The following is a 21,964-nucleotide window of genomic DNA, read 5'->3' on the forward strand; positions in this document are numbered from 1 at the left end:
CACAACAGCCGCTCTGCCCATCCGAGTTGGCGAGCCGCGTTGAGCCCATCCCGCAGGGGTCGTCTGGGCAGGAGCCGGGGTGAGCAACTCCGCCAGAAAACAGGGCACGACGTGTACGAGGTGATCGCGCCGGTGTGTGTGCGAGGTGAAGGCGCGTAGCATCCGGCAGGAATCCCTTGCACACACTCCCGGAGGAGTATCACCGTGCCGGAAAGCACCACACTCCAGTCGCAGTACGCGCTTCAGGTCCAGAGTGACCTGGAGAGCAATGGTGCGGAACGCGAACGCATCACCGCCGAGATCAACGTCCTCCAGGAGCAGTTGACAGTCCTGGAGGGCAACCATGTGCTGCTGACCGCGATGCAGCAGACCCTCGGCACCCGCACACCCCCGGCCGCCACGGCGCGGAAGAAGACCAAGGAGGCTGCACCTGCCGGGGGACGGGTTCCACGAGCACGTATCTCAGCCGATACCCCCGCCACGGGGGCGAAGAAGCAGAAGCAGACCGCAGCCAAGACCCGGGCGCGGAGGAACGGTCCGACCCTGCGCGAACTGGTCGCCACGCACCTCTCCGACACGCGTGAGCCACGTTTGGCTGCCGAGGTCACCAACAGCTTGACCACCGCCCATCCGGACCGGAACATCGCCGGCACCGTGGTGCGCAGCACCCTCGAAAACCTCGTGGCCAAGGGGCAGGCGGAGCGCACCCGACAGAACCGGTCCGTCTTCTACAGTCTGCCCGCCAACCCAAGCGGCACCAGGACGCTCGGTGACCCTCAGGGCACTGCACTCAGGGAGACTACGCCGTCCGGGGCCACGGCCTGATCCGGAGGCAGCACGGATTCGGTAGGGGTGATCGCCGCCTGATGTCATGACGACCTGCCGCCCTTCCATACCAGGATGCGCGGGGGGCGTTGACCCGGGTCGGCATCCTCGCCGGCGAACAGTGAGCTGAGCGCGCTGACGACTACTTCGCGCGCCGGCCCGGATGGCGAGACTGCGCGGGTCGATGCCGGACCACTCGTTGCGGCCGACGATCTCGGGCCGTTTCGGCTGGTCGAGACGCCAGGTGTGATTGAAGGGCCGGGACTTCGGCGGGACCTTGCGGATTGTGCCGATGGGGACGTTGTGTCCGTCCTGAACGCGGAAGTGGTGCTGACCGTCGGTCTCCTGCCCGGGCTCGACGGTGAGCACGGCGTCACGCCCCTGATGGCACAGCAGTTGCCAAATGTCACAAGGCAGCTCTCGAAGGACGCTGGTCGAGCATCATGCGATTCTTCGCCGGCCCCCGCCTGCTGGTAATCGACCTATGCCGAGACCGCGGCTATGCAGAAGCCATGCGTGCTGTTCCGCTCCTTCGTGGGGTTTCGGCTGTTCGTGGCTCTGCATAGTTTCGGTGCCGGGCAGCCGGGCCGCTACCAGCCCACCGACAAGGTCCTCGCTTTCCTCGACCGCCTGTGACGCACCTGATCGAGGACCTCAGGTCGAACCATGCAACACTCGCCACATGATGACGCCGAGAGAACTGCTGGAGGCATGCCCGCCCGGTGGAGGACCCTACGCCTGCCCCTGTTGCAGACTTCTGACCCTGGAAGCCCGCTGCCAGTGGGAGATCTGCACAGAGTGCGGATGGGAAGACGACGGCCAGGACGACCTGAACGCCGACGAAGTGTGGGGCGGTCCCAACGGATCACAGAGCCTCACCGACGCGCGGACAAACTACGCTCAGTACGCTGCTGCGGTGCGATCAGCCGACCAGGACTCACTCGTTAATGGCGGCGAAGGGGCCTGGTGGGCACCTGGGTCGCGAAGGATGCGCGAAATGGGTGACTCCACCTGACTATGGGCGAGTGAGGCAACTGCGACTATGCCGAGCAACGTCAACTGCAGGCCATTTCACAGTCCTTGCGATCGGAATAGCCGCGCTCTCGGCATAGGTCCAGCTATGCCGATATCGGCATAGATCGACGAACTCGGCTATCTCCCACTGCCTGGCGACGGTGCATCAGCCCTATTCCAAGTGATCAACCAGAGGTATCTGAAGTCGAGTACGATTCTGACTACCAATGTCGGGATTGCCGACTGGGCAGGGGCTTTCGGCGACGCCACCGTCGCGGCCGCGATGCTCGACCGGCTCCTGCACCGGGCCGCCGTGGTCGGCATTGACGGACCGTCCTATCGCCTCCGCTCGCACCAAGCCCACTCCGACAACCTCCGCAAAGGGGTGACCGGGCGTGCTGGTTGAAGTCCGAGCCTGTCCGATCTGCTGGACCCAGTTCCAGGTCAACCCGCAGGCAGCCGCGCGACACACCTACTGCTCACCCCGCTGCAAAGCAGAAGCGGCACGGCGACGACGACGCGAACGCGACAGCGCCAACAACGCCGTTGTGGCGGAGCCGACCAGGCCGTCATTGCCCGTGACCCCGCTGGCACCGACCGCGATCCGCAACTGTCCTCACTGCGACAAGCCCGTCACTGTCGTCGCTCTCCTGGCCATTCCAGAAGCCGCTCGCCCCACCATCCCCTCAGCGAGTCCGGACGTCATTCCCATGCGAAGAGGCTGAACCCCAGCCATGAGGAAAACCGCACGACACCACACTGGTCGTTCGATACGGTGCACCGGGAAAGGACGTGAGTATGGCGCTGGTCAAGAAGGGGTCGCGACACATAACGGTTGACGGCATCACCTATCGTTGGAGGATTCGACGGAGGCCGACCTATAGCCAGGCCTGGCCTGGTCCCCTCTGACTTATGCGGTCGAGCATGGCGATTCGTCGGGCACCGTCCTGATGGTCACAACCAACCAGCCGCACCCGAGCAACTGGCTGGTCGACCCGGGCAGTTCGGTCCTCCCATCCGATGTCGCCGACAGCATTCGCACCGCTCGTGCTCACGGGTGGATCCCTGAGAAGCCCGGACCGTCATTCCATCTCGATCAGTCAGAAGGCTTCGTCTCCTTCCACTGACTTGCCGCACATTGAAGGACTCACCGACCGTGCGATCGGTGAGTCCTTCTGCTTTGCGCTCACTCCATTCCCCAGTTGGTTCAGAAGCTGCGTTTGAACTCGGGATAGGGACTGCTGAGGGTGCTGTGGCCTGGTTTCGAGAAGTGGTCGTCGGCGATCAGACGTGGGTGCGGTCGGACGATGAGCATAGGGAATGGGCCGACTCGAACCGGCGCTGAACTCACTCTCACTCAACAGCTGAGGTACTTGATCATCGCGTCACCAGCGCTGGCCGCGGCACGGTAGAAGTCTGCGAGGTCCTGCAGATCACCGGCCACCCTGCAGGCCCAGTCTTCGTCCCAGGATGTGGAGAATCCGAGTTCCCGCACCATTGCGGTCATGCGCTGCGGGTTGGCGAAGATCCATGCCCCGTACGGTGCGTTGCTCAGGAACTCGGCTGCCGAAGCGACCGCTTCGGGTTCAAGCACCGTGACGACGGTGACTTCCTGCACTTCACCGTCGGGATTGGTCCACAGATCGGTGCGCGGCTCACCGCCGTAGACGGCAAGCCCAGCGGACGAGTCCTGGATGGGGCAGCATTCGAGAAGAACCTGATCCATCACCGAGCAGTGGAAATCCACTCCGGTGGCCAGGCCCGTGTCCCACAGTTCCGGCTGCTCGCTCCAGTCCGGGACGAGTTTCAGCAGGGCCTGTGGAGCCAACGACGAAGCCGCCTCGGCCGACGTTCTTCGCCAGAAGAAGGACACACTCACGCTCTTACTCCATCCGCTCGCCGACCGCCCGCACCCGTGATTGAGACGAACGCAGCGTAGAAGTACCCACTGACAACACCCCCACCAGGCCAGTTACCAGCGTGGAACAACCAGAGGCTCTGACATCCCGGAGCACAGCACCCCATCACTTGCCGGCGAACGATTACTTGCCTCACGGGGAAAGATCGGCGGATCGCCGAAACGTGCCTGATCAAGCACTCTCGTGCACGGCCCGACGATGCAGAGCAACAGGCTGGGCGGTCCCGGGTATGTCCGCAGGCCGACCTTCTACGCTGCGCGCCCCCACGGTGACGGTCCTCGACAGACTTCAGCCGCCGGAGAAGTACGGCGGCGTGCGAACTCGCATGGTGACGGCCAGTTCTCGGAGAACGGCGTCACTCACTGGCGGAGTCCTTGCCTCGATGACGGCGACCGCGTCGCCGACCCGGGTGAAGTACTCGACGTACTGGTAGCGCGACCAGCGCCACACTCCGGTCGTGAGCGAGGTTCCGCACCTCTTCCAGCGGGTCGCTCTCCCGGACTACCCGATGTGGACGGGGAGTGACGAGTCCCCGGTCCGCTGGTTCTCTGCTTCCGGACTTCTACTGCGGCAGGACGGGCTGACGGCCGAGTGCTGGCTGCACGTCCGAGCGAAGACGCTGGCCCACCTCTCGGAAGCATGCATCGCCGTCCCGGGACGGTGGGCCCAGTGGCAGGGGACCGAGCCGAACGCGGTCGACGAGCTTCCCTTCTAAGTCGGAGTCGAGCCGGCAAGGTCGTCACCGTCTTGCGCAGGCCATCGCGAGGCGGCCACCCACCCGGGCGTTCTGGCCCAATAGCTCGCGCTGTGGCGGGAGTTCGATGCGTTCATGGGCGGACATTGTCGGAGGCAGCCCGTAGCCTGGTTCTGGAGCGCACCGATGTCGGTGACTTGTGCAAGCCCCGATGGGTCCGTCGCGGTCCGGGGTGGCCAATGCCGGGGTTCCCTTGAGGAACCTGCGGCGGCCGGGCATGGTGATCTGTCCAAGGTGGTCGTGACGGCCCAGTGCCCCGCAGCGGCGGGGAGGCGGTACGGCGGCGGCACCGACCTCTGCGCATGCGGCAGGCGGACCCACTTCGCGTCCCGATCCGCCCGGGAACAGCGGCGAGCAAGCGGCCGTTCCCGCGTACGAAAGCAGAGGTGCGCTATGTCGCCGCGTCGTTCCGACCGCCCATCCGGGCCCTTCCGCTATCTCGACGAGCCCGAGTGGCGGGCCCGCTTCGTCCAGGCCGGCCTCGCCGACCCCAGGTGCACCCTCGATGAGCGCGCGCTGGAACGCGTCGCCACTGAGATCATCGACATCAAACCCCTGCTCGACACCCACGGCCGCGGCAACAACATGGTCGTCACCGGCTTCAAGAAGCTGGCGGTCAAGCCGATCGAGACCGAGTACGGAACCTTGTTCCAGCTCCTGGGCCACCAGTCCGGCCTCGCCGGCGCGATCAATCAGTTCAACATCCGCTTCGCCCACGACGTGGCCGCCAGCACGGAGGTGTCCACCCCGAAGGTGAAGCCTGCCACGGCCGAGGACGGCCCGCAGCCCGCCCTCATGGAGGCCGAGTTCACCTCCGAGCAGGAGCTGCTGAAGCACCTGACCTTCATCGAGGGCCGACTGACCGCTGCCGAGAAGGCCCGCAAGTACGACCTGAAGGAAGACCTGGCGGTCTCGGGCCAGTCCGAGCGGGCCACCTACCACGTGGTGCGCTACCACGTCGGTGACGAAGTCTGGGACACCGTCAGCGCCACGGCCGGCTCGAACCGCACCCGGCACCGCCATGCCCTGTTCGGGATCCAGGCCGCTGCCGGTCTGCTCGGCCTCAACCAGTCCGCGCTCGGCGGCCCGACCGGTCAGCGCTGGCGCAATCCCGCCGACTGGCGCGACCGTTACACCACCCTGCTGAACAAGTACGCCGAGTTCGATCCCGAGGACATCGAGATCCCCGACGACCCGGACGCCGCAGCCGAGGCCCAGGAGGCCCGGCAGTGGGCCCAGCTCGCCGCCGCCGCCCGGCAGGTCGCGGTCACCAACGTGGCGATCATGATCGGGTTCATCCCCAAGGCCGCCACGCGCCCGGACTTCGATGCGGCGCTGGCGTCGACCAACCTGCGCACCCATCTGCGTGGGCCCCTCGACTTCACCGACACCAACCAGGCGATGGCCGCTGCCAGGAAGCTGGCCGACCACGCCTACAGCGACAACGCGATCACAGAGCTGCAGCACTCGGTCCTCACCGGCACCACCCCGGCGGCCGAGCTGCACGCCGACCCGCGGGAGGCGGTGGCGGAGCTCGTGCGGCTGGTCGACGAAGTCGTCTACCCCAGCGAACGGAAGGCACTGCGCCGGACCACGAAGGTGCTGGTCGAGCCGTCTCCCTCGCTTCTGCGAGACAAGCATGCGAAGGCCCGTGGCGAGATCCGCAGTGCGCTGCTCACCGCCGCAGTCGGGGGTGTCGACCTGCCGGCTGCTGCCATGGACAACCCGCACCGGACGGCCGTGCCCAAGGGCATCATCACCACTGGGCTGTCCGTCGAGCAGCTGATTGCCGCAGCGACCGACTCCAACCCGAGCACGGCCCGTGCCGCGGCCCGCGGTGAGCTGGGCCACCTGGCGGTGCCCGGCCTGGTCAACGGCAAGGTTTTCCTGGGCCCCTACGGGTCGACGGGGGACCGCCGTCTGACGTCCACCAAGCTCGCCGCCGCCGACACCGAAGACGGCGTGCTGCTGCTCACTGAGGCGATCGACGCCTTCGCGCGGGTTATGCAGCTGCGGGCGGGACGCCCGGTGTCTGCACAGTCGGTACCGGACGGCCGGCTGCGCCGCGTGGACAACGGCGACTTCGACGCTACGAGCAAGTCGGCCGACTCGGAGTGGTTCACTGGCCACTGGCCGGTCTCGAGCGGCAGCGACGACTCGAACGACGAAGCCGGCACTCCGTCGGGCCCGTCGCCCAGCGAGCAGTGGGCGGAGCAGGTCAAGAAGACGCAGGGGCTCGTGGACGTCGCCATCCACGGCGTGACCAACGTGGTCAAGCACTTCAAGGCGATGGGGCCGCTGGTCGGGCCGGACCGGGAGATGACCAGCGGCGAGCGGCAGGGCTGGCAGGACCAGCTCGATGCCATGGAGGACCTCGTGGGTGAGGCTGGTCGGTACTTGCGGAAGCTGCGGAATTCAACGGTCGACACCGAGGCCACCGACGGCAGCGCCGACGACTTCGTCTATGGCACCGGGGAGTCCGAGTGAGCACTTCTCTGCCGGGTCCGCGGACGCCTGAGGACGCCCCTCCTCCCCCCGGCCCGCTTCTCCAGCGAGTCCACATCCCGCTGCTGGCGCGCGCCCTCGGCAGTTACAGCGCCGCCGATCCCGTCTGGTTCCGGGTCGACACCGTCAGGGCGTTCTTCCCTGGCCTGTACCTCGTGGTCGACGCCCAGGGCCGGATTGTCTGGCTCGGCATGGCGGCAGGCTTCCTGGGCGTGACCGGGCGGATCATGCAGCACCGGACCGAACCGTGGAAGCGCCGGGTCTTTGACCGGGTCTTCGTCGCCGAGGCGCGGGAGGAGATCACCCGCCCCGCGCTGGAGGCCGCGGAAGGCTGGGCCGCGGACGCGCTGAATTTGCGCACCTGGATGCCGTACCGCACCTGGCCAGCCTCGACCAACTGGGGCGCCCTCGTTTCCAGCCGTTCCTGACTGCACGACAGAACGCGTGGCGGGACTGCCTCGTGCTCCCGCCAGGCCCTCCTGGCCTGCCCAAGAGGAAGAACCGCGACCGGTTCCCGGGATGAGTCCTCCGAGATTCGGCGAATCGGACGGATTCAGGTGGTGGGCGACTCCGTGGTGGACGCGGCGATCTGCGACGGCGACCTCGTCACGGTCCGCCGCCAGTCCACCGCCGAGCCTGGCGACATCGTCGCCGCGATGCTGGACGACGGCGAAGCCACGGTCAAGCGGTTCCAGAGAGACGCCGCCGGGCATGTGCCTGGCTCGTTCCCCACAACCGCCACTACGGGCCGCTCAGCGCCGACGACGCGGTCATCCTCGGCAAGGTCGTGTCCGTGATGCGGGCGCTGGGCTGAGCCGAAGTCCCGGCCCGTGCCCGGTGATTGCGCGGCAATCACCGGGCACCGTCCGGCGCGCGCGGGGGCGGACCGCCACGTGTCCGCGGACGTACTTACGCATTTGCCCTCCGTACGACGAACCTCTCTCAGCGCGAATTGCCCAACGGCCCTCCAGCGCAAGGAGCCTGATCCATCGTGCCCGTGCCTGCTCGGCGATGCGCGTGCGGGCAACTGCCGGTCAGCGGGGAGGGCCGACGATCCGGTCGCGGTAGTTCTGGAAGGCGCGCCAGCCTGCGGGGTCTTGGGTGCTGAGCAGGTCTCCGGTGGAGCAGTCCAGGGCCTTGCAGCCCAGGGCCTCTGCGAGGCGGGTGACGGAGGCCAGTACGTCGTCGCCGGATCCGCGGATGTGCAGCATGATCGAGTCCACTGGATCGTCGGAGCCGATGTTGAGCTCGATCGACCAGGTGGCGCCGGACAGTTCGCCCCAGGCCGGGTCCGAGAGGTCGGCCTCGGGGGTGGCCCGGGCCACGGCGGCGAGGATGTCCTGCTGCTGGCCGAGCGGCGCAGGGGTGTAGCCGTCGGGTATGTCCCGCACCGAGACGACGTCGTCGGGCAGGTGGAGGAGGATCACGTCCCAGCTCATGTAGGCCTTCCAGATAGGGGAGTGGCGAGCCGCCGGGGGCGGCCGGGGCCACTCGATCCGGTGGTGTTGCCGTGCCCGGCGAATCACTCAGGGGGCGTCGTCGCCCAAGGTATGGAACCGATCAGCAGTACAGAGTGCGTGGGCGAGCCCGGACTCGTGGTCCTGGACATCGCAGCCGCGGACGAGGCGACCGACACCGCACCCGGCCGTCCGCACGGAGGCGGCATGTTCATGGTCCTGACGCTGTTTCGCCCCGGCGACAGTGCGACGGCCTGGCCGCGATGATTCAGGTTCGCGCCTGGCCTGCCAGTTCCTTGGCCAAGTGCTCCAGTTGAGGGTCGGCCTTGGCGTTCTGGCCGAGGCTGACGATCAGGGCCAGGTCGCCTGGTCCGTCCATGGGCAGTCGCACCGACACGACGCTCTGGCCGGGCGTCGCCACCGGCTGGCCGCGCTCTGCCGTGGCCGCCTTGTTGAGCCAGGTCTTCATCTGGGCCGTGGACATTTCGGCGTCGCTCTGAACGCGCGGCGCCAGAAGAGCGAGAGCCGCGCCCTTGCCGACCCCGACGGTGTAGACGTGCAGCTTCTGCGCGTCGATGCGGTAGACGCAGTCGAGCACAGCGCCCTCGGACCGGCGGATCGGGGAGTCCGGGTCGGCCGTCGGATCGTCGACGTCCGCCGTCGCGGCGGGCCCGCCGGGGCTCGTGCCCGCCTGGCCGCCCTGGCCCGAGGCCTTGGCCGCTGCGACGATGTCGTACTTCACCGGGCACGTCGACGCACCGCTGCTGCCCGTCGCCTTCGCCCGCTCCCTGACCCACGCCACGCTCAGTGCTCCGCTGTCCGGGCCCTGCGAACATCCCGTGAGCAGCAGCGCGGCGACGCCGAGCGCGGCGGCCGCGCTAAACCTCATGACCATGGACATCCCCCGATGAGTTCTCCGGCTGAACCTCACCGGCGACCGAACGTTGATGAGGGTGCCGATGATCGACGGATGGATCCTACTGGCCGTTGTTCCTTCGACGGTGACCGGCTGGTTTCTGCGGGCCAAGCAGGTCGCCCGGGTGATGCGGCAGACCGACCCATCACGTCGTCGGGCGCGCTGTGTGATTGGCCTTGCTGGTGGATGCACCACCGCTTCACGACCTGGAACACGATCACCGGGACCTGTCCGGCCAGTTGGGCAGAGCCGACATTGATGACGACTCGATACGCGCATCTAGGGCCTGTTCGAAGTCGTGATCACGGGATGGGGACTGAAGTCCACCGATGAGGGGCCAGTTAGGGTCTGTGCCATGTCTGCTGTCACTGAGCCCGCGCCTGCTCATACCTTGCGCCCCGCGACCCGTGCCGACCTGCCTGCGGTACTGGCCCTGCTCGCTGACGAGGAGCAGGTGGTAGACCCGGCGACGGCGGTGGTATCGGAGGCGCATGAGCGCGCCTTCGCGGAGATCGACACGGATCCACGCAACGAAATGCTGGTCCTGGTGGACGACGGGGGCACGGTGGTGGGGTGCCTGCAGGCGACTTACATCCCGGGACTTGGCAAGGGCGGCGCCGAGCGCGCCCTGGTCGAGGCGGTGCGGATCCGCGCAGACCGGCGTGGGGACGGGCTCGGCCGGACCTTGATGGCGCACGCGATCACACGGGCACGCTCGCGTGGGTGCGTGTTGGTGCAGCTGACCAGCAACAAGCAGCGTGAGGACGCACACCGCTTCTATGCCGCACTGGGCTTCGCACGCAGCCACGAAGGGTTCAAGCTCGCGCTTTAGGGACGGTCGGGTCGCCTGTCATCATGCGGGGTGGAGACTGCGGAGCCAGATGATCGCGCCGCGCAGATGAAGCCCCGCCATGTAGCTGTCGGGCCTCTTGTCGAAGCGTGTGGCCAGTCCCCTCCAGTCCTTGATCTTGTTGATGCACCGCTCCACGGTGTTGCGTTCCTTGTACATCCCGGCGTCATGGGAGACCGGGCGCCCGCCCCTCGCGCCCTTCTTCTTCCGGTTGGCCGCCTGGTCCGCCTTCTCCGGGATCACCGCCTTGATCTTCCGTTTGCGCAGGTGGGCACGGTTGGCTCGGGAGGAGTACGCCTTGTCGCCGGCCACGGCACCGGGCCGGGTACGCGGACGTCCGACGGGCCCGCGCACCCGCACCCCTGCCAGCACGGCGGAAAATTGCGGGCTGTCGGCGGCCTGCCCGGGGGTAAGCACGAAGGACAGCGGACGGCAGCGTCGCTCGGCCGCCAGGTGAACCTTGCTGGTCAGGCCGCCGCGGGAGCGGCCCAGGGCTGCCGCCTTCAGTCGCGCCCGGCGCCGGTGCCGCTGCCGGCGGCGCTCCTCACGCTCCGGATCGGGCTCGGCCTCCTCGGCCGGGGTCATCTCATCGGCTTCGGCTGCAGCCTGCCGCTTGCGCCGCTTTCGCGCCTTTCGCGTGCCCCCTTTTTCGCCCTCGGCGGCCTTCTCCAGGGCGGCGAGAACCTCCTCGTCCACGACCATGCCGGCCGCGGCATGATGGGCGCGGGCGGTGGTGGAGTCCACGCTGACCAGGGACAAGTCCACCTGCCCGCGGCGGGCGGCTTCTGCGATCACGGCCTCCATCACGGCGGCGAACACCCCGGCATCACGCCACTGGGCAAACCGGTCATAGACCGTGGACCAGGAGCCGAACGCATCCGGCACGTCTTGCCACGGGCTGCCGATGCGGAACCTCCAGATGACCCCCTCCAGCTGGTCGCGCAGGTGCTCCGGATAGGGGCCGTACTGCCCGATCGGCAGGTGGGGACCGATCAACTCCCAGTCAGCATCGCTCAGTTCGCGTCGCAGCACACGAGAGATCTATCAGTTCGATCGTGGTTGCCGAAAGCGATCACTGGGACCCTGATCACGACTTCGAACAGGCCCTAGCGCTGGGCTCGGGTCCGGGTGACACGCTGGCGTGGGTGGCCCTGTTTGCAGTCCCGATGGGGGCGGCTGTCCGAGGGACAGATGCCCGTGTCGCACCCGGAGGCCGGATGGGGGCGGGGGATGATCGGCGCGGTTCCGCCCCTGGCTGCCCATAGCCGGTGTCTCCCAGGACACGGGGCGGAGCCCCTCCCCGTCGCCCTGTCCCGGGTCCTCGTGTTGCGTCCCGGACGGCGCGGCGGGCAAGAACGGTGCCACTGCCTGGAGCGGCTCACCCCGGCCGGTGCCCGGCAGCACAGGGCCCCGGGGCTGGGGGCTGAACTGTCCCGGGGCTCGTGTGTACTTCACCTGACCGATGGTTCAACGACTCGTCGTTCCCGTGGTCACTGTGTCGTCACACCCAGTCGACGCCCAACTCGGCGCGCAGAACGGGTTGTTCGCCGCTGGGCCGCTCGCGGCGGCCCTTCTGGTTCGAGTCCAGACGCCGTGATCCCGCCACCGGCGGCTGCCAGAGACGGGGGCGGAGGCGCGCTATTTGCCGCTCTCGTGGGGGTTCCGCGTGGGGCGGAAGGGCCGACGGAGGCCGACGCATCAGCCTGCACCTGGCCGACCAGGACCACCGGGCCCTCATCCTGATCCTGTCCCACCAGCCTGGTCACGGACCCGAGGGCGAGGACCTGCTGCGCGAGGTGACCGCGCTCGGTGTCGAATCCTGCGGCACGGACACGGACCAGGAGGACGACGGGCGTCGGCGCTGGGCCCTGGCCGACCTCGGCGGGTGAGCCGATGTCATCTTGATGCCGCGGCTTGTGACAGCTCGGACAGCTCAACTGGAGGTCCAGCTACGTGACGGAATATCTGCCAGGGCGACCGTGCAGCCGACACATGTACGAAGCCCGGGAGACACTCAGGGGATAGAACGGAAGATGCGGATACCCCGAAACTTTTCCGCTAAGGAAGCACCGCGACCTCCATCACACTCATCCGTCAACACGACTTCTGCTGACCTCCGGCGGGAACCGGAAGCCCTTGTACGACGGCGGCCTGTCCACGAAATGGCCTCTCCCGAGACGATCAACACCAAGACTTGATAAGGCCGGAGCCCAGGGTGTTGGGACTGTGGCTCGCCATGATGGCGCTCGCCGCCAGCACGGTCATGGGCGCCATGCTGGCGGTTCTGATGACGTGAGGAGTGTCGGCTCATGGCTGCTGGGACATGGGACTGAGCTGACCGCATCAGGTGGGGCTGTCGGAGGTGATGCGGGCCAGCAGTTCGCGGGTTTGCTGGGCTCGGTGGTGTCCCGGGGGCAGGAATTGTTCACAGTCCGCCAGTGCCTGGCGAGCCTCTGCTTCAGCCTCGCTACGGCGGCCCAGGCCGTGCAGGGCGGTGGCGGCGCCGAGGCCGATGGCTCCGGCGCCGCCGCGGCCGTATTGCGGTACCGGCTTACGGGCCTCGGTGAGCGCCTCCTCGTGGCGGCCCTGGCCGTTGAGGCTGCGGACCAGGCTGCAGCTCAGGGCCATGACGGCATCTCCCTCGGCACGGGGCAGGGCACCGCGGGCAACGGTTTCGGCCTCCGGGTGGCGGCCTTGGCCGTTGAGGGCGTGCACCAGACAGTGGAGCGCGGCCAGTTCCACCTTCACGGAGTGCTGGGTGATGCGGGCCAGGGCGTTCAGGACGTCCCGGCACTCGGTCTCGGCTTCGCCGGGCCGCTCCAGGTGGCAGAGCGCCTGCGCGCGGTTCACCCGGACCGCGAGCGATGTCACGTAGTGACGCATGCTCGGCGGTTCGGCCGGCTCGGCCAGCAAGCCATCCAACTCGGACAGGGCCTGCGCGGCGCGTCCTTGCGCGAGGACGGCGCGTGCGGCCAGCAATGAGGCGGTCACGTTCGTCAGGTCGCCCCGTCCCGGGGCGCGCCGCGCGGCACCTTGAAATGTACGCGCCCGGGCCTCGGCCTCCTCGGCACAGCCCGCACGCAGAAGCTCTTTGATACCGCGCAGCACCAGCGCTGAGGCCTGGTCGACTCCGCCCGTGGCCGTCGCCGGTCTGGTGCGGGTCAGGAGGGTTCGTAGGGACTTCACAGACCGGGAGGCTACGTGGAGCGGCTCATCGTTGATCGTCGGGGTGCTGCCATGTCCCAATCATCCTTATCTGCCGGTCAGTAAGCCGTGCTCGTGGCTGTCGGCCGCAATGGGGCGTGGCTTTGTCCATGAGTGTGTCGTCCCGGTGGGGTTGAGTGGGTGGCTTTGTCGGCGGGTCTGTGACCTGTGGTGCTGCAGGTTTTGGGACGGGTTGGCTCGGGGTTCTGGGCTGCTGTGTTCTGGGTTTCTCGCTGGTTTTGGCGTTGTGGCTTGGGGTGTTGCAGAGAGTGGGATTGCTGCAGAACGGCTGGGATTTCCTGGGGTGGTGTCAGCGGCGGGCGTCTTGACCTTGGTCGGTACTCCGCCCGCCGCTACCCCCGTTGCCCCGTCCGCCCGGGTCTCCCGCTGCGCCTCGTCACCCGCCCCCTTCTGCCGGCTGTGCGACTCAGGCCCAGCCTGGGGCGGTGTCTGTCGTGACGGCCGTGCTGAGGCTGGCGCCGGGCTGGGCAACGGCCGACAGGTAGCGTCGATGGCGTGAGCGGCCCAGGCCAAAGGAAGCGGTGCGCCCCCAGACGGCGGCGCGCGATCTGTCCTCAACACAGGTGTGCTGGAGCCGAGTTGCTGACGTTCCGCGTCGTTACGATTTTCTCCCATGACGGATGACTGGCGGTTGGACCGGATCGGAAGTGCCCTGCGCGGTGAGAACCCCACGGTGCTGCGTCGTTTGCGGGCCGGCTTTGCGGCTATCGGCGATGTTCAGTTCCTACCGGGCTACTCGGTGCTGCTCGCGGACGATCCGCAGGTGCAGCGGCTCTCCGACCTGCCGAAGGCGAAGAGACTGTCCTTCTTGTCGGACATGGACGCGCTCGGTGAGGCAGTCGAGCGTGCCTGTCGGCAGCTCGACCCGGCCTTCCGCAGGGTGAACTTGGAGATCCTCGGCAACACCGACGGGTTCCTGCACGCGCATGTATGGCCGCGGTTCGAGTGGGAGTCGGCGGAGCTGGTCCACATGCCGGTCTGGCTCTATTCCCGCGAGCACTGGCAGGACGAGCGTCATGCCTTGTCTGCTCAGCATGCTGCGTTGCGGAAGACCATCGGTGAGGAACTGGATCTGCTGACCTCCTCCTGAGCTGGGGCTCAGGTGGCCAGTTCCTCCCAGTGAATAGGGGCAGTGGCGGTCTGGTCTGTCGGAGTCGCTCACGCCCTCCACCCGCACATCGATCCCGGGAAACAGCACATCCTCTACCGTCTTGCTCGCTACGGCAGGAAGTCGTTGCCGAAACGATCCCGCGTTCTGACCGCTGACCTGGGGATTCACGGAACTGCGGCCAGAGCCTCGAAGATGGCCAGGGACGCTGCCCGCCTCAGTTCGTTCGGGGTTCAACGGTGTGGGGATGAGTGGGGAGCGACCAGCATCCACGGCAGGGCCCGGTGACCAAAGCTCGCCGGGGCCTGGTGATCTGTAAGGGCTGGCGGAGGCAGCTCCTGTTCCGACCCCCCTCGCTCCGGGCTCGTCGCCATCGTTAATGTCGAGGGGATCATGGATCATCGCCGAGCCTGACGCGCTCGGGGGTTAGACGGGAGAGCCTGGTGCCGGAGCTCATCGACCACTTTGAGAGCAGGCTGGGGAAGACGATAGGTGCCTGGTCCCCGCCCGCAGACGCCGTGCAGGGGCGTCCTGAGGTGGCGTGCTTCCGCAACGGGCGACTCTCCGGCTGCCAGGCGTTCGCGACCATCGGCCGTTTCCGGACGCCGTTGCAGCATCCCACTTTGGACCGTCACTTTCACTTGGAGCTGCTGGCCTGTGAGAACACCCGCCGCACCACTGGCTATGGACATTTCCCCGACGTGCTCGAATACCTCGCTGGGCAGCTGCTGGCGAGCGGTCAGGCGATCCTGCGCGGTGACGTGGTCCCGCTTCCCACTCCGCTGCCAGGCGGAACCATGACGTCCCTCTATGCAGGACTGCCCGTCTACTTCGACGACGACTTCTTCTCGGTCACGATCGAGAACGGCAGCGATGTCGTCATCGTCTGGCTCATCCCCATCACGGATCAGGAGACAGCCTTCATCCGCGACAAGGGCTGGCAGGCATTCGAAGACGCACTCGCCCGCCAGGACCCCGACCTCCTCGACCCCGCCCGTCCCCAGCTCGACCTGTGAGTCGGAGACAAGCGGAGGGCCTTGAAGTCGCGCTCCGGGCCCCCAAGGCACTCCACCACCGTCCCCCGATGACCTCAGTGGCATCGGAGCGGCTCCCACTCCCGCGCTCGCGGCTCAACTGCCCACGTGGAAGCTGCGGCTGATGATGACGAACGCGGGCCGCAAGCGCGGCATCACCGAGGACGCCGAACGGCTCCACACGCTGTCGTCGAGGGCCAGGAGCGGCTTATCGGCAGTGGTCAGTGGGGTGCGTGTTGGAGGTGGAGATGACGTCCAGGGAGCCGTCCGCCTTCTTGACCAGCCAGGCCCAGCCGGAACTGAAGGTGGTGACCGCCGCCGGCTTGCGGCGCGATCTGGCCAAAGCGAGACATGACCAGCGCGGGACACAGCGAGCGGGGAACACCGCCATCGTACCGGGGTCACCGGGCCGTACACAGGCACGGCCTGCCGTGTGGCGCGGGGGCCCCGGGGTGCGGTGTTCCGTCACGCCGGCATAGGGCCGCTCGCTTGCCCCCGGGGCGGGTGCAGCATGGCATGTCCCCGTGGGGCGCAGCAGTGCGATCCGTGATGGTGGCCGACAACTTCCCTAGGTGCAGGGCTTGTTCGACGCGTTGTGATCCGTGTGGGTAGTTCCCGGCCGCCCGTGAGGCGGACGGGTACTGAGGTTGCAAGACCGGCGATGAACGCCGCGCGCTGCCCTGCTGGCCGGAGGAAGGACAGTTGCACGTAGCGGTGTTTCGGTTGGCTCGGTTGCGCTGTGTCTGTGCCATCCGTCCCGTCGGACACGGTGGCTTCCTCGCTCAGCTCCGGCTCCGGTTGGACCCGTCGGCGAACTGGCCTACCGGGGCTCTGCGATGGCGGTCGCGCCGATGTCGACGCAGGTGAGGTCGGCGGGGAAGCCGAGAGCACTCAGGGGACGCCCACCGTCGGCCTCGGGTGGGAGGCGCATGCTGGCAGGGGAGGCTGTGCTGGCGACTGCTTCCGTGGTGCGCATGGTGTCCATCTCTCAGAGGAGCGACATGGCTGGCTTACCAAGCGTTACCGGTGCCAACATCAAGAAGGGCCCCGGAGAGATGCCTGCAGTGCCTGCGGCGGACGATGTGATGACGGTCCTGGGACCGGTAGAGCCCGGCATGCTGGGGATGACGCTGATGCATGAGCATCTCTTCCTCGACCTTGGGCGGATCACCCGGGACAAGACACAGCACCTGTATGAAGTGCCACTGGTGGTCCAGGAGCTGAGCTTGTGCTTTATGGGCGGAGGCTTCGTTGAGGTCAGCAGCGCACGCGGGCAGTGTCGCCGTCGATACGGACGATGCACTCTTTGAAGAGCGCCATGGGCCTGCCTTCGTCTTCGGCGACCAACGTTAGTCCGAGGTCCATGATGGGCTTGATGGCCTGCGCTGTTCGAGAGCCGTCAGGGTCCGGGCCGTGCAGATCCGCCCAGCGTTCGAACAGCGCACGGACCCCTTCCCATCCGGGCCTCGGGATGAAGTGGCAGAGAAACGTTGGCTGATCAATTGCGTACTGCCGTAGCTCGCCGATCCGGGTGTCGCCCTGTGTGAGTCACCACGTCCCGTTCACTGTCGCCCCCTTCAGCTGCCGACCGCCTACCAGGCAGGTTCGCCGAGCCCGGCCTGGCTCGCCGGCCGGCTTCGGCAGTTGATCGCCCGTCGTATCGCCCACCCGGACCGCCCGGTGGCCGGACTGCATGGCTGGGTGAAGGGTGCGCTCGGCGTGAGCAGGGGGCAGTGCGTCGAAGTCGACGAGTTCAGTCGGGCCGACAAGAAGCAGATCGTCCAGGCGGTTTGGGCGGCCCGGCGTGTGACCGAGGAGAGGATCGAAAAGGGTTGGGCTCTCGTGGCCGTGGGGCGCGACCCGCGGATCACCGGGTGGTACGCGGCCGAAGTCGATTGTCCGTTGGACCGTAAGGTGACCGGACGAGACGGGGGAGATACGTCGTGACCAGCACCGCACAGCAGACAGCCGAACCGGCTGCCGTAGTACGCCACGTTCCCGCGCGGGTTGCCGCCTGGTCAGCGTACTTGGGTGTCAGCGAGATCATTGCGATCTCCGCGACGCCGATGTTCTGGCTGATGTATGTACGGCGGGATCTACACGTTTTTCATGTTCGTGTTTGGCATCATTGCCATCCCTGCCGGTCATCTTGGCCGCATGCGGGGTAAGCGACTGGGCGGCCACGACCGTGGCCTGGCCTTGATCGCCATCGTGACCGGGTGGCTGCTGCTCTGTGCCCTGCTCATTGTTCTGGCGTACGCCGGGTTGATGGTCGGACTCACGGCTCTGTTTGCCTTCGCGCGCTGAGGGGGGCTTTCCGACTAGTCGCGCCCGCCTTCGTCCTTTTGAGCCAGGTTCACTTGATCACGCCTCGCGCGGATGCTGGGCCCGGCATGATTCTCCACGCGGCAGGCTGGTCTGCCGCTGGCCGGGGAGGGAGCTTTCTCTCGGCCACGGCCGTTTTCTGTATTCACGGAGGGGACAGATGGCTTCGGCACCTCGCGAACCGTACGGCACTGTGGTCAGCACCAATGGGGTGAGCGTGCGCAAGTACCCCAGTACCGACTCCTCTGTCATCGGCACACTGTCTGCCGGGGTCCAGGTCGGCCTGCGATGCAAGGTTCGCGCCCAGGATATCAACGGCAATGACATCTGGTACCTGCTGAGCGACCGGGAGGGCTGGGTGGCAGCCCGCTACGTCGACAACACCGGCCCCGTCAAGTTCTGCAAGGACGATGCTACTGAGGGCGCGCCCGCCGATGGGGAGAGTGCGGGGTAGGCACGGGATACCCCGTCTCACATCGCATCACTGATCACCAACCGGACAGCCACATCTGATCAACTGCGGCCGTCGCTCGGATCGGTCGCGCAGGATGGGAACAGGCCGCACGGGCCCAGGCTTGCGTAACAACTCGCTCAACTCGTAAGTCCGCTCTCGTGTCTCGGGCCAGTGGCGCAACACTCTTGATCATCTGCTGAGCGGTGCCTAGGCTCTCATGCCCATGGAGATGGGGGAGCCGGATCGTGGGCGGCGGGCAGGGCACGATGGGTTGGGCAGGCATCGTGTAGCCGTAGCTCTCCTGGCCGGGGCGGCGGGGCTGGTCATTCTGGGCACGGTGTTCGTCGTGCTGCCGGGGGTGGTGGTCGACCACGATCTCGCCGGGGCGAGCGTCGCCGCGCAGGATCGGCTGAAAGCGGTGAACGATGTCCGTACGACGCTTCTGCAGGTGGTCGGCGGCCTGGTCGTGCTCTTCGGCGCGTACGCCACCTGGCGGCAACTGCGGGTGAGTCAGGACGGCTTGCGCGCCACCCAGGAGGGCTACGTCACCGACCGATTCAGCCGGGCCGTCGACCAGCTCGGCAGCGACAAGCTGGATGTGCGCATCGGCGGGTTGCACGCGCTGTGGCGGATCGCGGAGCAGTCCGCCCGCGACCGGGAGGCCATCATCTCCATCCAGGCCGCGTATCTGCGTACACACCTGCCCTGGCCACCCGCCGGGCCGGAATCACCGGCGGCAGACGTGCCCATCAACGACATCGCACCCTTGGAGACCCGCGCCGCCGACGCCCAGGTGGCGCTGACCGCGCTCGGCGTGCTGTGCCAGCACCGGGAGCAGTCCTGGGTCAATCTCAGCATCACCGACTTGCGCAGGGCCGACTGCGACGGACTGTGGTTCCCCGAGGTCAACTTCGACCGCGCTTGCATGGAGGCGGCGGGCCTCTACCACGCCAATCTGACCCAGGCGTCCCTGGTCTCGGTCAACCTGCGGCACGCCGACCTCACGACGGCGATCCTCCGCCGGACTCGCTGCATTCTGGCCGACCTACGAGCCGCGAAGCTGGTCGAAACCGACTTGCGTGACGCCGACTTCACCGAGACCGACCTGCGCGAGGCAAACCTGCGTAAGGCCAACGCCCACGGCGCGGTCTTCCACCGCGCCGACCTCCGCATGGCCGACTTGCGCGGCACCAACCTCAGCACCGCCAACCTTGCCGAAGCACGCCTGACCGGCGCCCTGGCCAGCGAGCACACCCGCTGGCCCGCCGACTTCGACCACACGGCCGCCGGAGTCGTCGAAACCGATGACCCCGGCCCCGAGCCCTCACCCCTACTCCAGCCACCCGGGATGACCCGGCAGGCACCGCCGCTGCGCTCCACTCCCTGACCAAGACGCGCCGGTCAAGACTGCGGCGACCGCGATCCGCCTGACAGGCGTCACTCCTCCTCAGCGGCGTCCTGATCACGCAGGGGCCCACGCCGTCAGACAGGTCTGGGAGTGATATCGCTCCCAAGGTCGTTAGCGGCCGGTCTGTGCCTTCTCGAGCGCCTTGGCCACCTGGGTATCCACCAGGCCCGGCGATCCCGAGATGTCCACGACGATCGTGCCCGTGCGGATGACCGTCTGCTTCATCAGGGTGCTGCGCCCGTTGGCGGTGAAGGTCATCAGCTGGCTCCACTGCTCATCGCCGAGTTGGGGAGCGGACAGCCTCTGGACGGGCACCTGGATCGGCGTGCTGCCCACCATGATCTGGTAGGAGGGGCAGGCCGTCAGCTTCGACTCCTTGACGGTGATCAGGGGCGGCCACAGTGGCCCGAGGTCCTGCTCCTTCCGCACGGCGGCGCGGTCCGCGTACTGCGCCGCCTCCGGCGGAGCCTCGATCGCCTGACCCGCCCTCAACCGGTCTTCGTCCTCACCCCGGATGCGGCTCCAGGCGGAGGATCGCCCCTGTCTCCAGAGCGATGTGAACAGCGCCGTCGGGTCCCACCGCGAGGCCGTGGGGCTCGGAGCCGGGATCCTGCAGGTCGTACTCCGAGATCTTTCCGGCCGGCGTGATGAACCCGACGCGCCCGGCCCCCCACTCGGTGAACCAGCAGCCGCCCCGCACCGGATCCGCGGCGATCGCGTGCGGCCGGCTTCCGCGATCCGGCAGCGCGAACTCGTCGGTATGCCCGTCGGGGCCCATGCGCCCGATCTGCCCGGCGCCGATTTCGACGAACCAGAGCGCACCGTCCGTACCGCAGGTGATGCCGACCGGCGCGGCCTGCCGCGTCGGCAGCGGGTGGATCGTGACCTCTCCGTCCAGGCTCATGCGGCCCACGGCGTCCGCCTGGTTGAGGGTGAACCAGAGCGCGCTGTCCGGGCCGACGGTGAGGGCGGACGGGAACGCTCCGCTCACCGGCAACGGGAACTCCGTCACCTGGCCGTCCACGGTGATCCGCCCGATCCGGTCGCCGTGAAGCTGCGTGAACCAGAGCGCCCCGTCGGGGCCGGCCACGATCCCGAACGGACCGCTGCCCGTCCGCGGGACCGGGAAGGAGGTGGCCCGGCCGTCCACGGTGATCCGCCCGATCCGGCCGTCCTGGCAGCGGGTGAACCACAGTGCCCCGTCCGGCCCGGGGGTGATGACCGACGGGCCACAGGACGCGGAGTCGAGCGGGAAGCGGTCAAGCCGGCCGCCGGGGGTGAGGCGGGCGACCTGCCCCGCGTGGACCAGGGTGCACCAGAGCGCGTCGTCGGGACCGACGGTGATGGCGTACGGGCCGCAGCCGTCGTCGCCGACGGCGGTCCGAGTGAGGGTGACGGGCACGTCAGACATGCGAGATCCTCCGGGCGATCTGCTCGATCTCGGCGGGCGTGCCCGCCATGATGGTCCGGACGTGCTCCGTGACCTGCTCCACCGGCCAGTCCCACCACGAGGCTCGCATCAGACTCTCCACCTCGGCGTCCTCATAACGGCGGCGGATCGGCCGGGCGGGGTTGCCGCCGACCACCGTGTACGGCTCGACGTCGGCCGTGACCACCGAGCCGGCCGCGACGATGGCTCCGTCACCGATCCGCACGCCGGGCATGATCAGCGCCTGGTAGCCGATCCAGACGTCGTTGCCGATCACGGTGTCGCCGCGGCTGGGCATATCGGTGACCAGGTCGAGGGTCCGCTCCGCCCAGGCGCCGCCGAACATAGTGAACGGGAAGGTGGACACGCCCATCGTCGGGTGCGCCGCGCCGGCCATCAGGAACCGGGTGCCCGCGGCGATCGCGCAGTACTTGCCGATCACGAGCCGCTCCGGGCCGTAGCCGTACAGCACATTGCGGCGCTCGAACTCGGTGGCACCGTCCGGGTCGTCGTAGTACGTGTACGCGCCGACCTCGATCCGCGGGTCGCTGACCAGCGGGCGGAGCAGGACCACCCGGTCGTGTCCGGGGAGCGGGTGCAGGGTCGCGGGGTCGGGGATGTGCGCGGTCATGGGGGCGTCCCTAGGAAGGTGAGGCGGTCCGGGAGGACCGGGTGTGGCTGATGGGGTGTGGCTCTTCTGAGCGCCGGTGAGACGGCGCCCCGGCCGGTCGGCGGCGTTCC

The 21,964-nt window shown here is 67.8% G+C and carries 26 protein-coding genes and 1 pseudogene; 17 read left to right on the forward strand and 10 right to left on the reverse strand.

Annotated elements, in window-relative coordinates; translation table 11 throughout:
* Positions 1-204 precede the first annotated feature (204 nt).
* The 4 genes from IE206_RS36255 to IE206_RS36265 all read left to right on the forward strand — a co-directional run bounded on the left by IE206_RS36255 (position 205) and on the right by IE206_RS36265 (position 2,245).
* Entirely contained in the window at positions 205-825 is a 621-nt protein-coding gene (locus tag IE206_RS36255; RefSeq protein WP_189969922.1) for a hypothetical protein, read from the forward strand.
* 501 nt (positions 826-1,326) lie between these two features.
* Entirely contained in the window at positions 1,327-1,461 is a 135-nt protein-coding gene (locus IE206_RS43300) for a hypothetical protein (RefSeq protein ID WP_264198456.1), read from the forward strand.
* 49 nt (positions 1,462-1,510) lie between these two features.
* Positions 1,511-1,840, forward strand: a complete 330-nt coding sequence (locus tag IE206_RS36260) for a CPCC family cysteine-rich protein (RefSeq protein ID WP_226599911.1) — start codon at positions 1,511-1,513, stop codon at positions 1,838-1,840.
* Positions 1,841-1,963: 123 nt separating this feature from the next.
* Entirely contained in the window at positions 1,964-2,245 is a 282-nt protein-coding gene (locus IE206_RS36265; protein ID WP_308433977.1) for an ATP-binding protein, read from the forward strand.
* A gap of 951 nt (positions 2,246-3,196) precedes the next feature.
* Here the strand turns inward: IE206_RS36265 and IE206_RS36270 are convergent.
* Together IE206_RS36270 and IE206_RS36275 are read right to left on the reverse strand one after the other, a co-directional pair.
* Positions 3,197-3,718, reverse strand: coding sequence for a hypothetical protein (locus tag IE206_RS36270; protein ID WP_189969927.1), 522 nt, complete (start codon positions 3,716-3,718; stop codon positions 3,197-3,199).
* 328 nt (positions 3,719-4,046) lie between these two features.
* Entirely contained in the window at positions 4,047-4,208 is a 162-nt protein-coding gene (locus IE206_RS36275) for a hypothetical protein (RefSeq protein WP_189969929.1), read from the reverse strand.
* Between the two features lie 7 nt (positions 4,209-4,215).
* Between IE206_RS36275 and IE206_RS36280 the strand changes: the two genes are divergently transcribed.
* From IE206_RS36280 to IE206_RS36295, 4 genes and pseudogenes are all read left to right on the forward strand, one after another.
* Positions 4,216-4,473 carry a hypothetical protein gene (locus IE206_RS36280; RefSeq protein ID WP_229853321.1) on the forward strand — a complete coding sequence of 86 codons (258 nt, stop codon included), beginning with the start codon at positions 4,216-4,218 and terminating at the stop codon, positions 4,471-4,473.
* Positions 4,474-4,905: 432 nt separating this feature from the next.
* Positions 4,906-6,999: a hypothetical protein gene (locus tag IE206_RS36285; RefSeq protein WP_189969931.1), complete on the forward strand. Its 2,094-nt coding sequence runs from the start codon at positions 4,906-4,908 to the stop codon at positions 6,997-6,999.
* Positions 6,996-7,445, forward strand: a complete 450-nt coding sequence (locus IE206_RS36290) for a hypothetical protein (protein WP_189969933.1) — start codon at positions 6,996-6,998, stop codon at positions 7,443-7,445. The genes IE206_RS36285 and IE206_RS36290 overlap by 4 nt, the downstream gene beginning before the upstream one ends.
* A gap of 123 nt (positions 7,446-7,568) precedes the next feature.
* Positions 7,569-7,831: pseudogene (locus tag IE206_RS36295) on the forward strand (LexA family protein); the annotation flags it as partial.
* Positions 7,832-8,051: 220 nt separating this feature from the next.
* On the opposite strand, the gene IE206_RS36300 reads toward IE206_RS36295, so the two are convergent.
* Positions 8,052-8,456 (reverse strand): hypothetical protein, encoded by a 405-nt coding sequence (locus IE206_RS36300; RefSeq protein WP_189969935.1) that lies wholly within the window; start codon positions 8,454-8,456, stop codon positions 8,052-8,054.
* Between the two features lie 138 nt (positions 8,457-8,594).
* Here IE206_RS36300 and IE206_RS36305 point away from each other — a divergent pair, with 138 nt between their 5' ends.
* Positions 8,595-8,741 (forward strand): DUF6207 family protein, encoded by a 147-nt coding sequence (locus tag IE206_RS36305; protein ID WP_189969937.1) that lies wholly within the window; start codon positions 8,595-8,597, stop codon positions 8,739-8,741.
* A gap of 1 nt (position 8,742) precedes the next feature.
* Here IE206_RS36305 and IE206_RS36310 read toward each other — a convergent pair whose 3' ends face one another.
* Positions 8,743-9,363, reverse strand: coding sequence for a hypothetical protein (locus IE206_RS36310; protein WP_189969939.1), 621 nt, complete (start codon positions 9,361-9,363; stop codon positions 8,743-8,745).
* A 382-nt stretch (positions 9,364-9,745) separates the two neighbouring features.
* Here IE206_RS36310 and IE206_RS36315 point away from each other — a divergent pair, with 382 nt between their 5' ends.
* Positions 9,746-10,222: a GNAT family N-acetyltransferase gene (locus IE206_RS36315; RefSeq protein ID WP_189969941.1), complete on the forward strand. Its 477-nt coding sequence runs from the start codon at positions 9,746-9,748 to the stop codon at positions 10,220-10,222.
* A 21-nt stretch (positions 10,223-10,243) separates the two neighbouring features.
* On the opposite strand, the gene IE206_RS36320 is transcribed toward IE206_RS36315, so the two are convergent.
* Positions 10,244-11,272 (reverse strand): IS5 family transposase, encoded by a 1,029-nt coding sequence (locus IE206_RS36320; protein WP_189969943.1) that lies wholly within the window; start codon positions 11,270-11,272, stop codon positions 10,244-10,246.
* Positions 11,273-12,583: 1,311 nt separating this feature from the next.
* Complete coding sequence (locus IE206_RS36330) at positions 12,584-13,426, reverse strand: tetratricopeptide repeat protein (protein WP_189969945.1); 843 nt, start codon at positions 13,424-13,426, stop codon at positions 12,584-12,586.
* A 652-nt stretch (positions 13,427-14,078) separates the two neighbouring features.
* Between IE206_RS36330 and IE206_RS36335 the strand changes: the two genes are divergently transcribed.
* Positions 14,079-14,555: an HIT family protein gene (locus IE206_RS36335; RefSeq protein WP_189969947.1), complete on the forward strand. Its 477-nt coding sequence runs from the start codon at positions 14,079-14,081 to the stop codon at positions 14,553-14,555.
* Between the two features lie 554 nt (positions 14,556-15,109).
* Positions 15,110-15,589: a suppressor of fused domain protein gene (locus tag IE206_RS36340; RefSeq protein WP_229853337.1), complete on the forward strand. Its 480-nt coding sequence runs from the start codon at positions 15,110-15,112 to the stop codon at positions 15,587-15,589.
* A gap of 226 nt (positions 15,590-15,815) precedes the next feature.
* Here the strand turns inward: IE206_RS36340 and IE206_RS42835 are convergent, their stop codons facing one another.
* Entirely contained in the window at positions 15,816-15,950 is a 135-nt protein-coding gene (locus IE206_RS42835) for a Fe-Mn family superoxide dismutase (RefSeq protein WP_373301041.1), read from the reverse strand.
* Positions 15,951-16,536: 586 nt separating this feature from the next.
* Between IE206_RS42835 and IE206_RS36350 the strand changes: the two genes are divergently transcribed.
* The 5 genes from IE206_RS36350 to IE206_RS36370 all read left to right on the forward strand — a co-directional run bounded on the left by IE206_RS36350 (position 16,537) and on the right by IE206_RS36370 (position 19,773).
* Positions 16,537-16,917 (forward strand): phosphotriesterase family protein, encoded by a 381-nt coding sequence (locus IE206_RS36350; protein WP_189969952.1) that lies wholly within the window; start codon positions 16,537-16,539, stop codon positions 16,915-16,917.
* Positions 16,918-17,251: 334 nt separating this feature from the next.
* The gene (locus IE206_RS36355) at positions 17,252-17,554 is read left to right on the forward strand and encodes a hypothetical protein (protein ID WP_189969954.1); all 303 of its coding nucleotides are present in this window, start codon (positions 17,252-17,254) and stop codon (positions 17,552-17,554) included.
* 135 nt (positions 17,555-17,689) lie between these two features.
* Entirely contained in the window at positions 17,690-17,914 is a 225-nt protein-coding gene (locus IE206_RS36360; RefSeq protein ID WP_189969956.1) for a hypothetical protein, read from the forward strand.
* Between the two features lie 178 nt (positions 17,915-18,092).
* On the forward strand, positions 18,093-18,386 hold the full coding sequence (locus IE206_RS36365) for an SH3 domain-containing protein (protein ID WP_189969958.1): 294 nt from the start codon (positions 18,093-18,095) through the stop codon (positions 18,384-18,386).
* 223 nt (positions 18,387-18,609) lie between these two features.
* On the forward strand, positions 18,610-19,773 hold the full coding sequence (locus tag IE206_RS36370; protein ID WP_373301042.1) for a pentapeptide repeat-containing protein: 1,164 nt from the start codon (positions 18,610-18,612) through the stop codon (positions 19,771-19,773).
* A gap of 132 nt (positions 19,774-19,905) precedes the next feature.
* On the opposite strand, the gene IE206_RS36375 is transcribed toward IE206_RS36370, so the two are convergent.
* Genes IE206_RS36375 through IE206_RS36385 form a run of 3 tightly spaced genes read right to left on the reverse strand, consistent with a single transcriptional unit; the run spans position 19,906 to position 21,854 of the window.
* Positions 19,906-20,286, reverse strand: a complete 381-nt coding sequence (locus IE206_RS36375; RefSeq protein WP_229853322.1) for a hypothetical protein — start codon at positions 20,284-20,286, stop codon at positions 19,906-19,908.
* 13 nt (positions 20,287-20,299) lie between these two features.
* Positions 20,300-21,205, reverse strand: a complete 906-nt coding sequence (locus tag IE206_RS36380; protein WP_189969959.1) for a Vgb family protein — start codon at positions 21,203-21,205, stop codon at positions 20,300-20,302.
* Entirely contained in the window at positions 21,198-21,854 is a 657-nt protein-coding gene (locus tag IE206_RS36385; RefSeq protein WP_189969961.1) for a CatB-related O-acetyltransferase, read from the reverse strand. Before IE206_RS36385 ends, IE206_RS36380 begins: the two co-directional genes overlap by 8 nt.
* Positions 21,855-21,964 lie beyond the last annotated feature (110 nt).

Origin of the sequence: Streptomyces violascens (assembly GCF_014649955.1) — a bacterium.
Classification (GTDB): Bacteria; Actinomycetota; Actinomycetes; order Streptomycetales; family Streptomycetaceae; genus Streptomyces; species Streptomyces violascens.

Bases quoted from the DNA above. Each gene is read 5' to 3' on its own strand.
- IE206_RS36385 (WP_189969961.1), bottom strand. From the start codon at position 21,854: ATGACCGCGCACATCCCCGACCCCGCGACCCTGCACCCGCTCCCCGGA.
- IE206_RS36365 (WP_189969958.1), top strand. From the start codon at position 18,093: ATGGCTTCGGCACCTCGCGAACCGTACGGCACTGTGGTCAGCACCAAT.
- IE206_RS36360 (WP_189969956.1), top strand. From the start codon at position 17,690: ATGTACGGCGGGATCTACACGTTTTTCATGTTCGTGTTTGGCATCATT.
- IE206_RS36260 (WP_226599911.1), top strand. From the start codon at position 1,511: ATGACGCCGAGAGAACTGCTGGAGGCATGCCCGCCCGGTGGAGGACCC.
- IE206_RS36380 (WP_189969959.1), bottom strand. From the start codon at position 21,205: ATGTCTGACGTGCCCGTCACCCTCACTCGGACCGCCGTCGGCGACGAC.
- IE206_RS43300 (WP_264198456.1), top strand. From the start codon at position 1,327: ATGCAGAAGCCATGCGTGCTGTTCCGCTCCTTCGTGGGGTTTCGGCTG.
- IE206_RS36315 (WP_189969941.1), top strand. From the start codon at position 9,746: ATGTCTGCTGTCACTGAGCCCGCGCCTGCTCATACCTTGCGCCCCGCG.
- IE206_RS36335 (WP_189969947.1), top strand. From the start codon at position 14,079: ATGACGGATGACTGGCGGTTGGACCGGATCGGAAGTGCCCTGCGCGGT.
- IE206_RS36310 (WP_189969939.1), bottom strand. From the start codon at position 9,363: ATGAGGTTTAGCGCGGCCGCCGCGCTCGGCGTCGCCGCGCTGCTGCTC.
- IE206_RS36350 (WP_189969952.1), top strand. From the start codon at position 16,537: ATGCTGGCAGGGGAGGCTGTGCTGGCGACTGCTTCCGTGGTGCGCATG.
- IE206_RS36300 (WP_189969935.1), bottom strand. From the start codon at position 8,456: ATGAGCTGGGACGTGATCCTCCTCCACCTGCCCGACGACGTCGTCTCG.
- IE206_RS36285 (WP_189969931.1), top strand. From the start codon at position 4,906: ATGTCGCCGCGTCGTTCCGACCGCCCATCCGGGCCCTTCCGCTATCTC.
- IE206_RS36370 (WP_373301042.1), top strand. From the start codon at position 18,610: ATGGAGATGGGGGAGCCGGATCGTGGGCGGCGGGCAGGGCACGATGGG.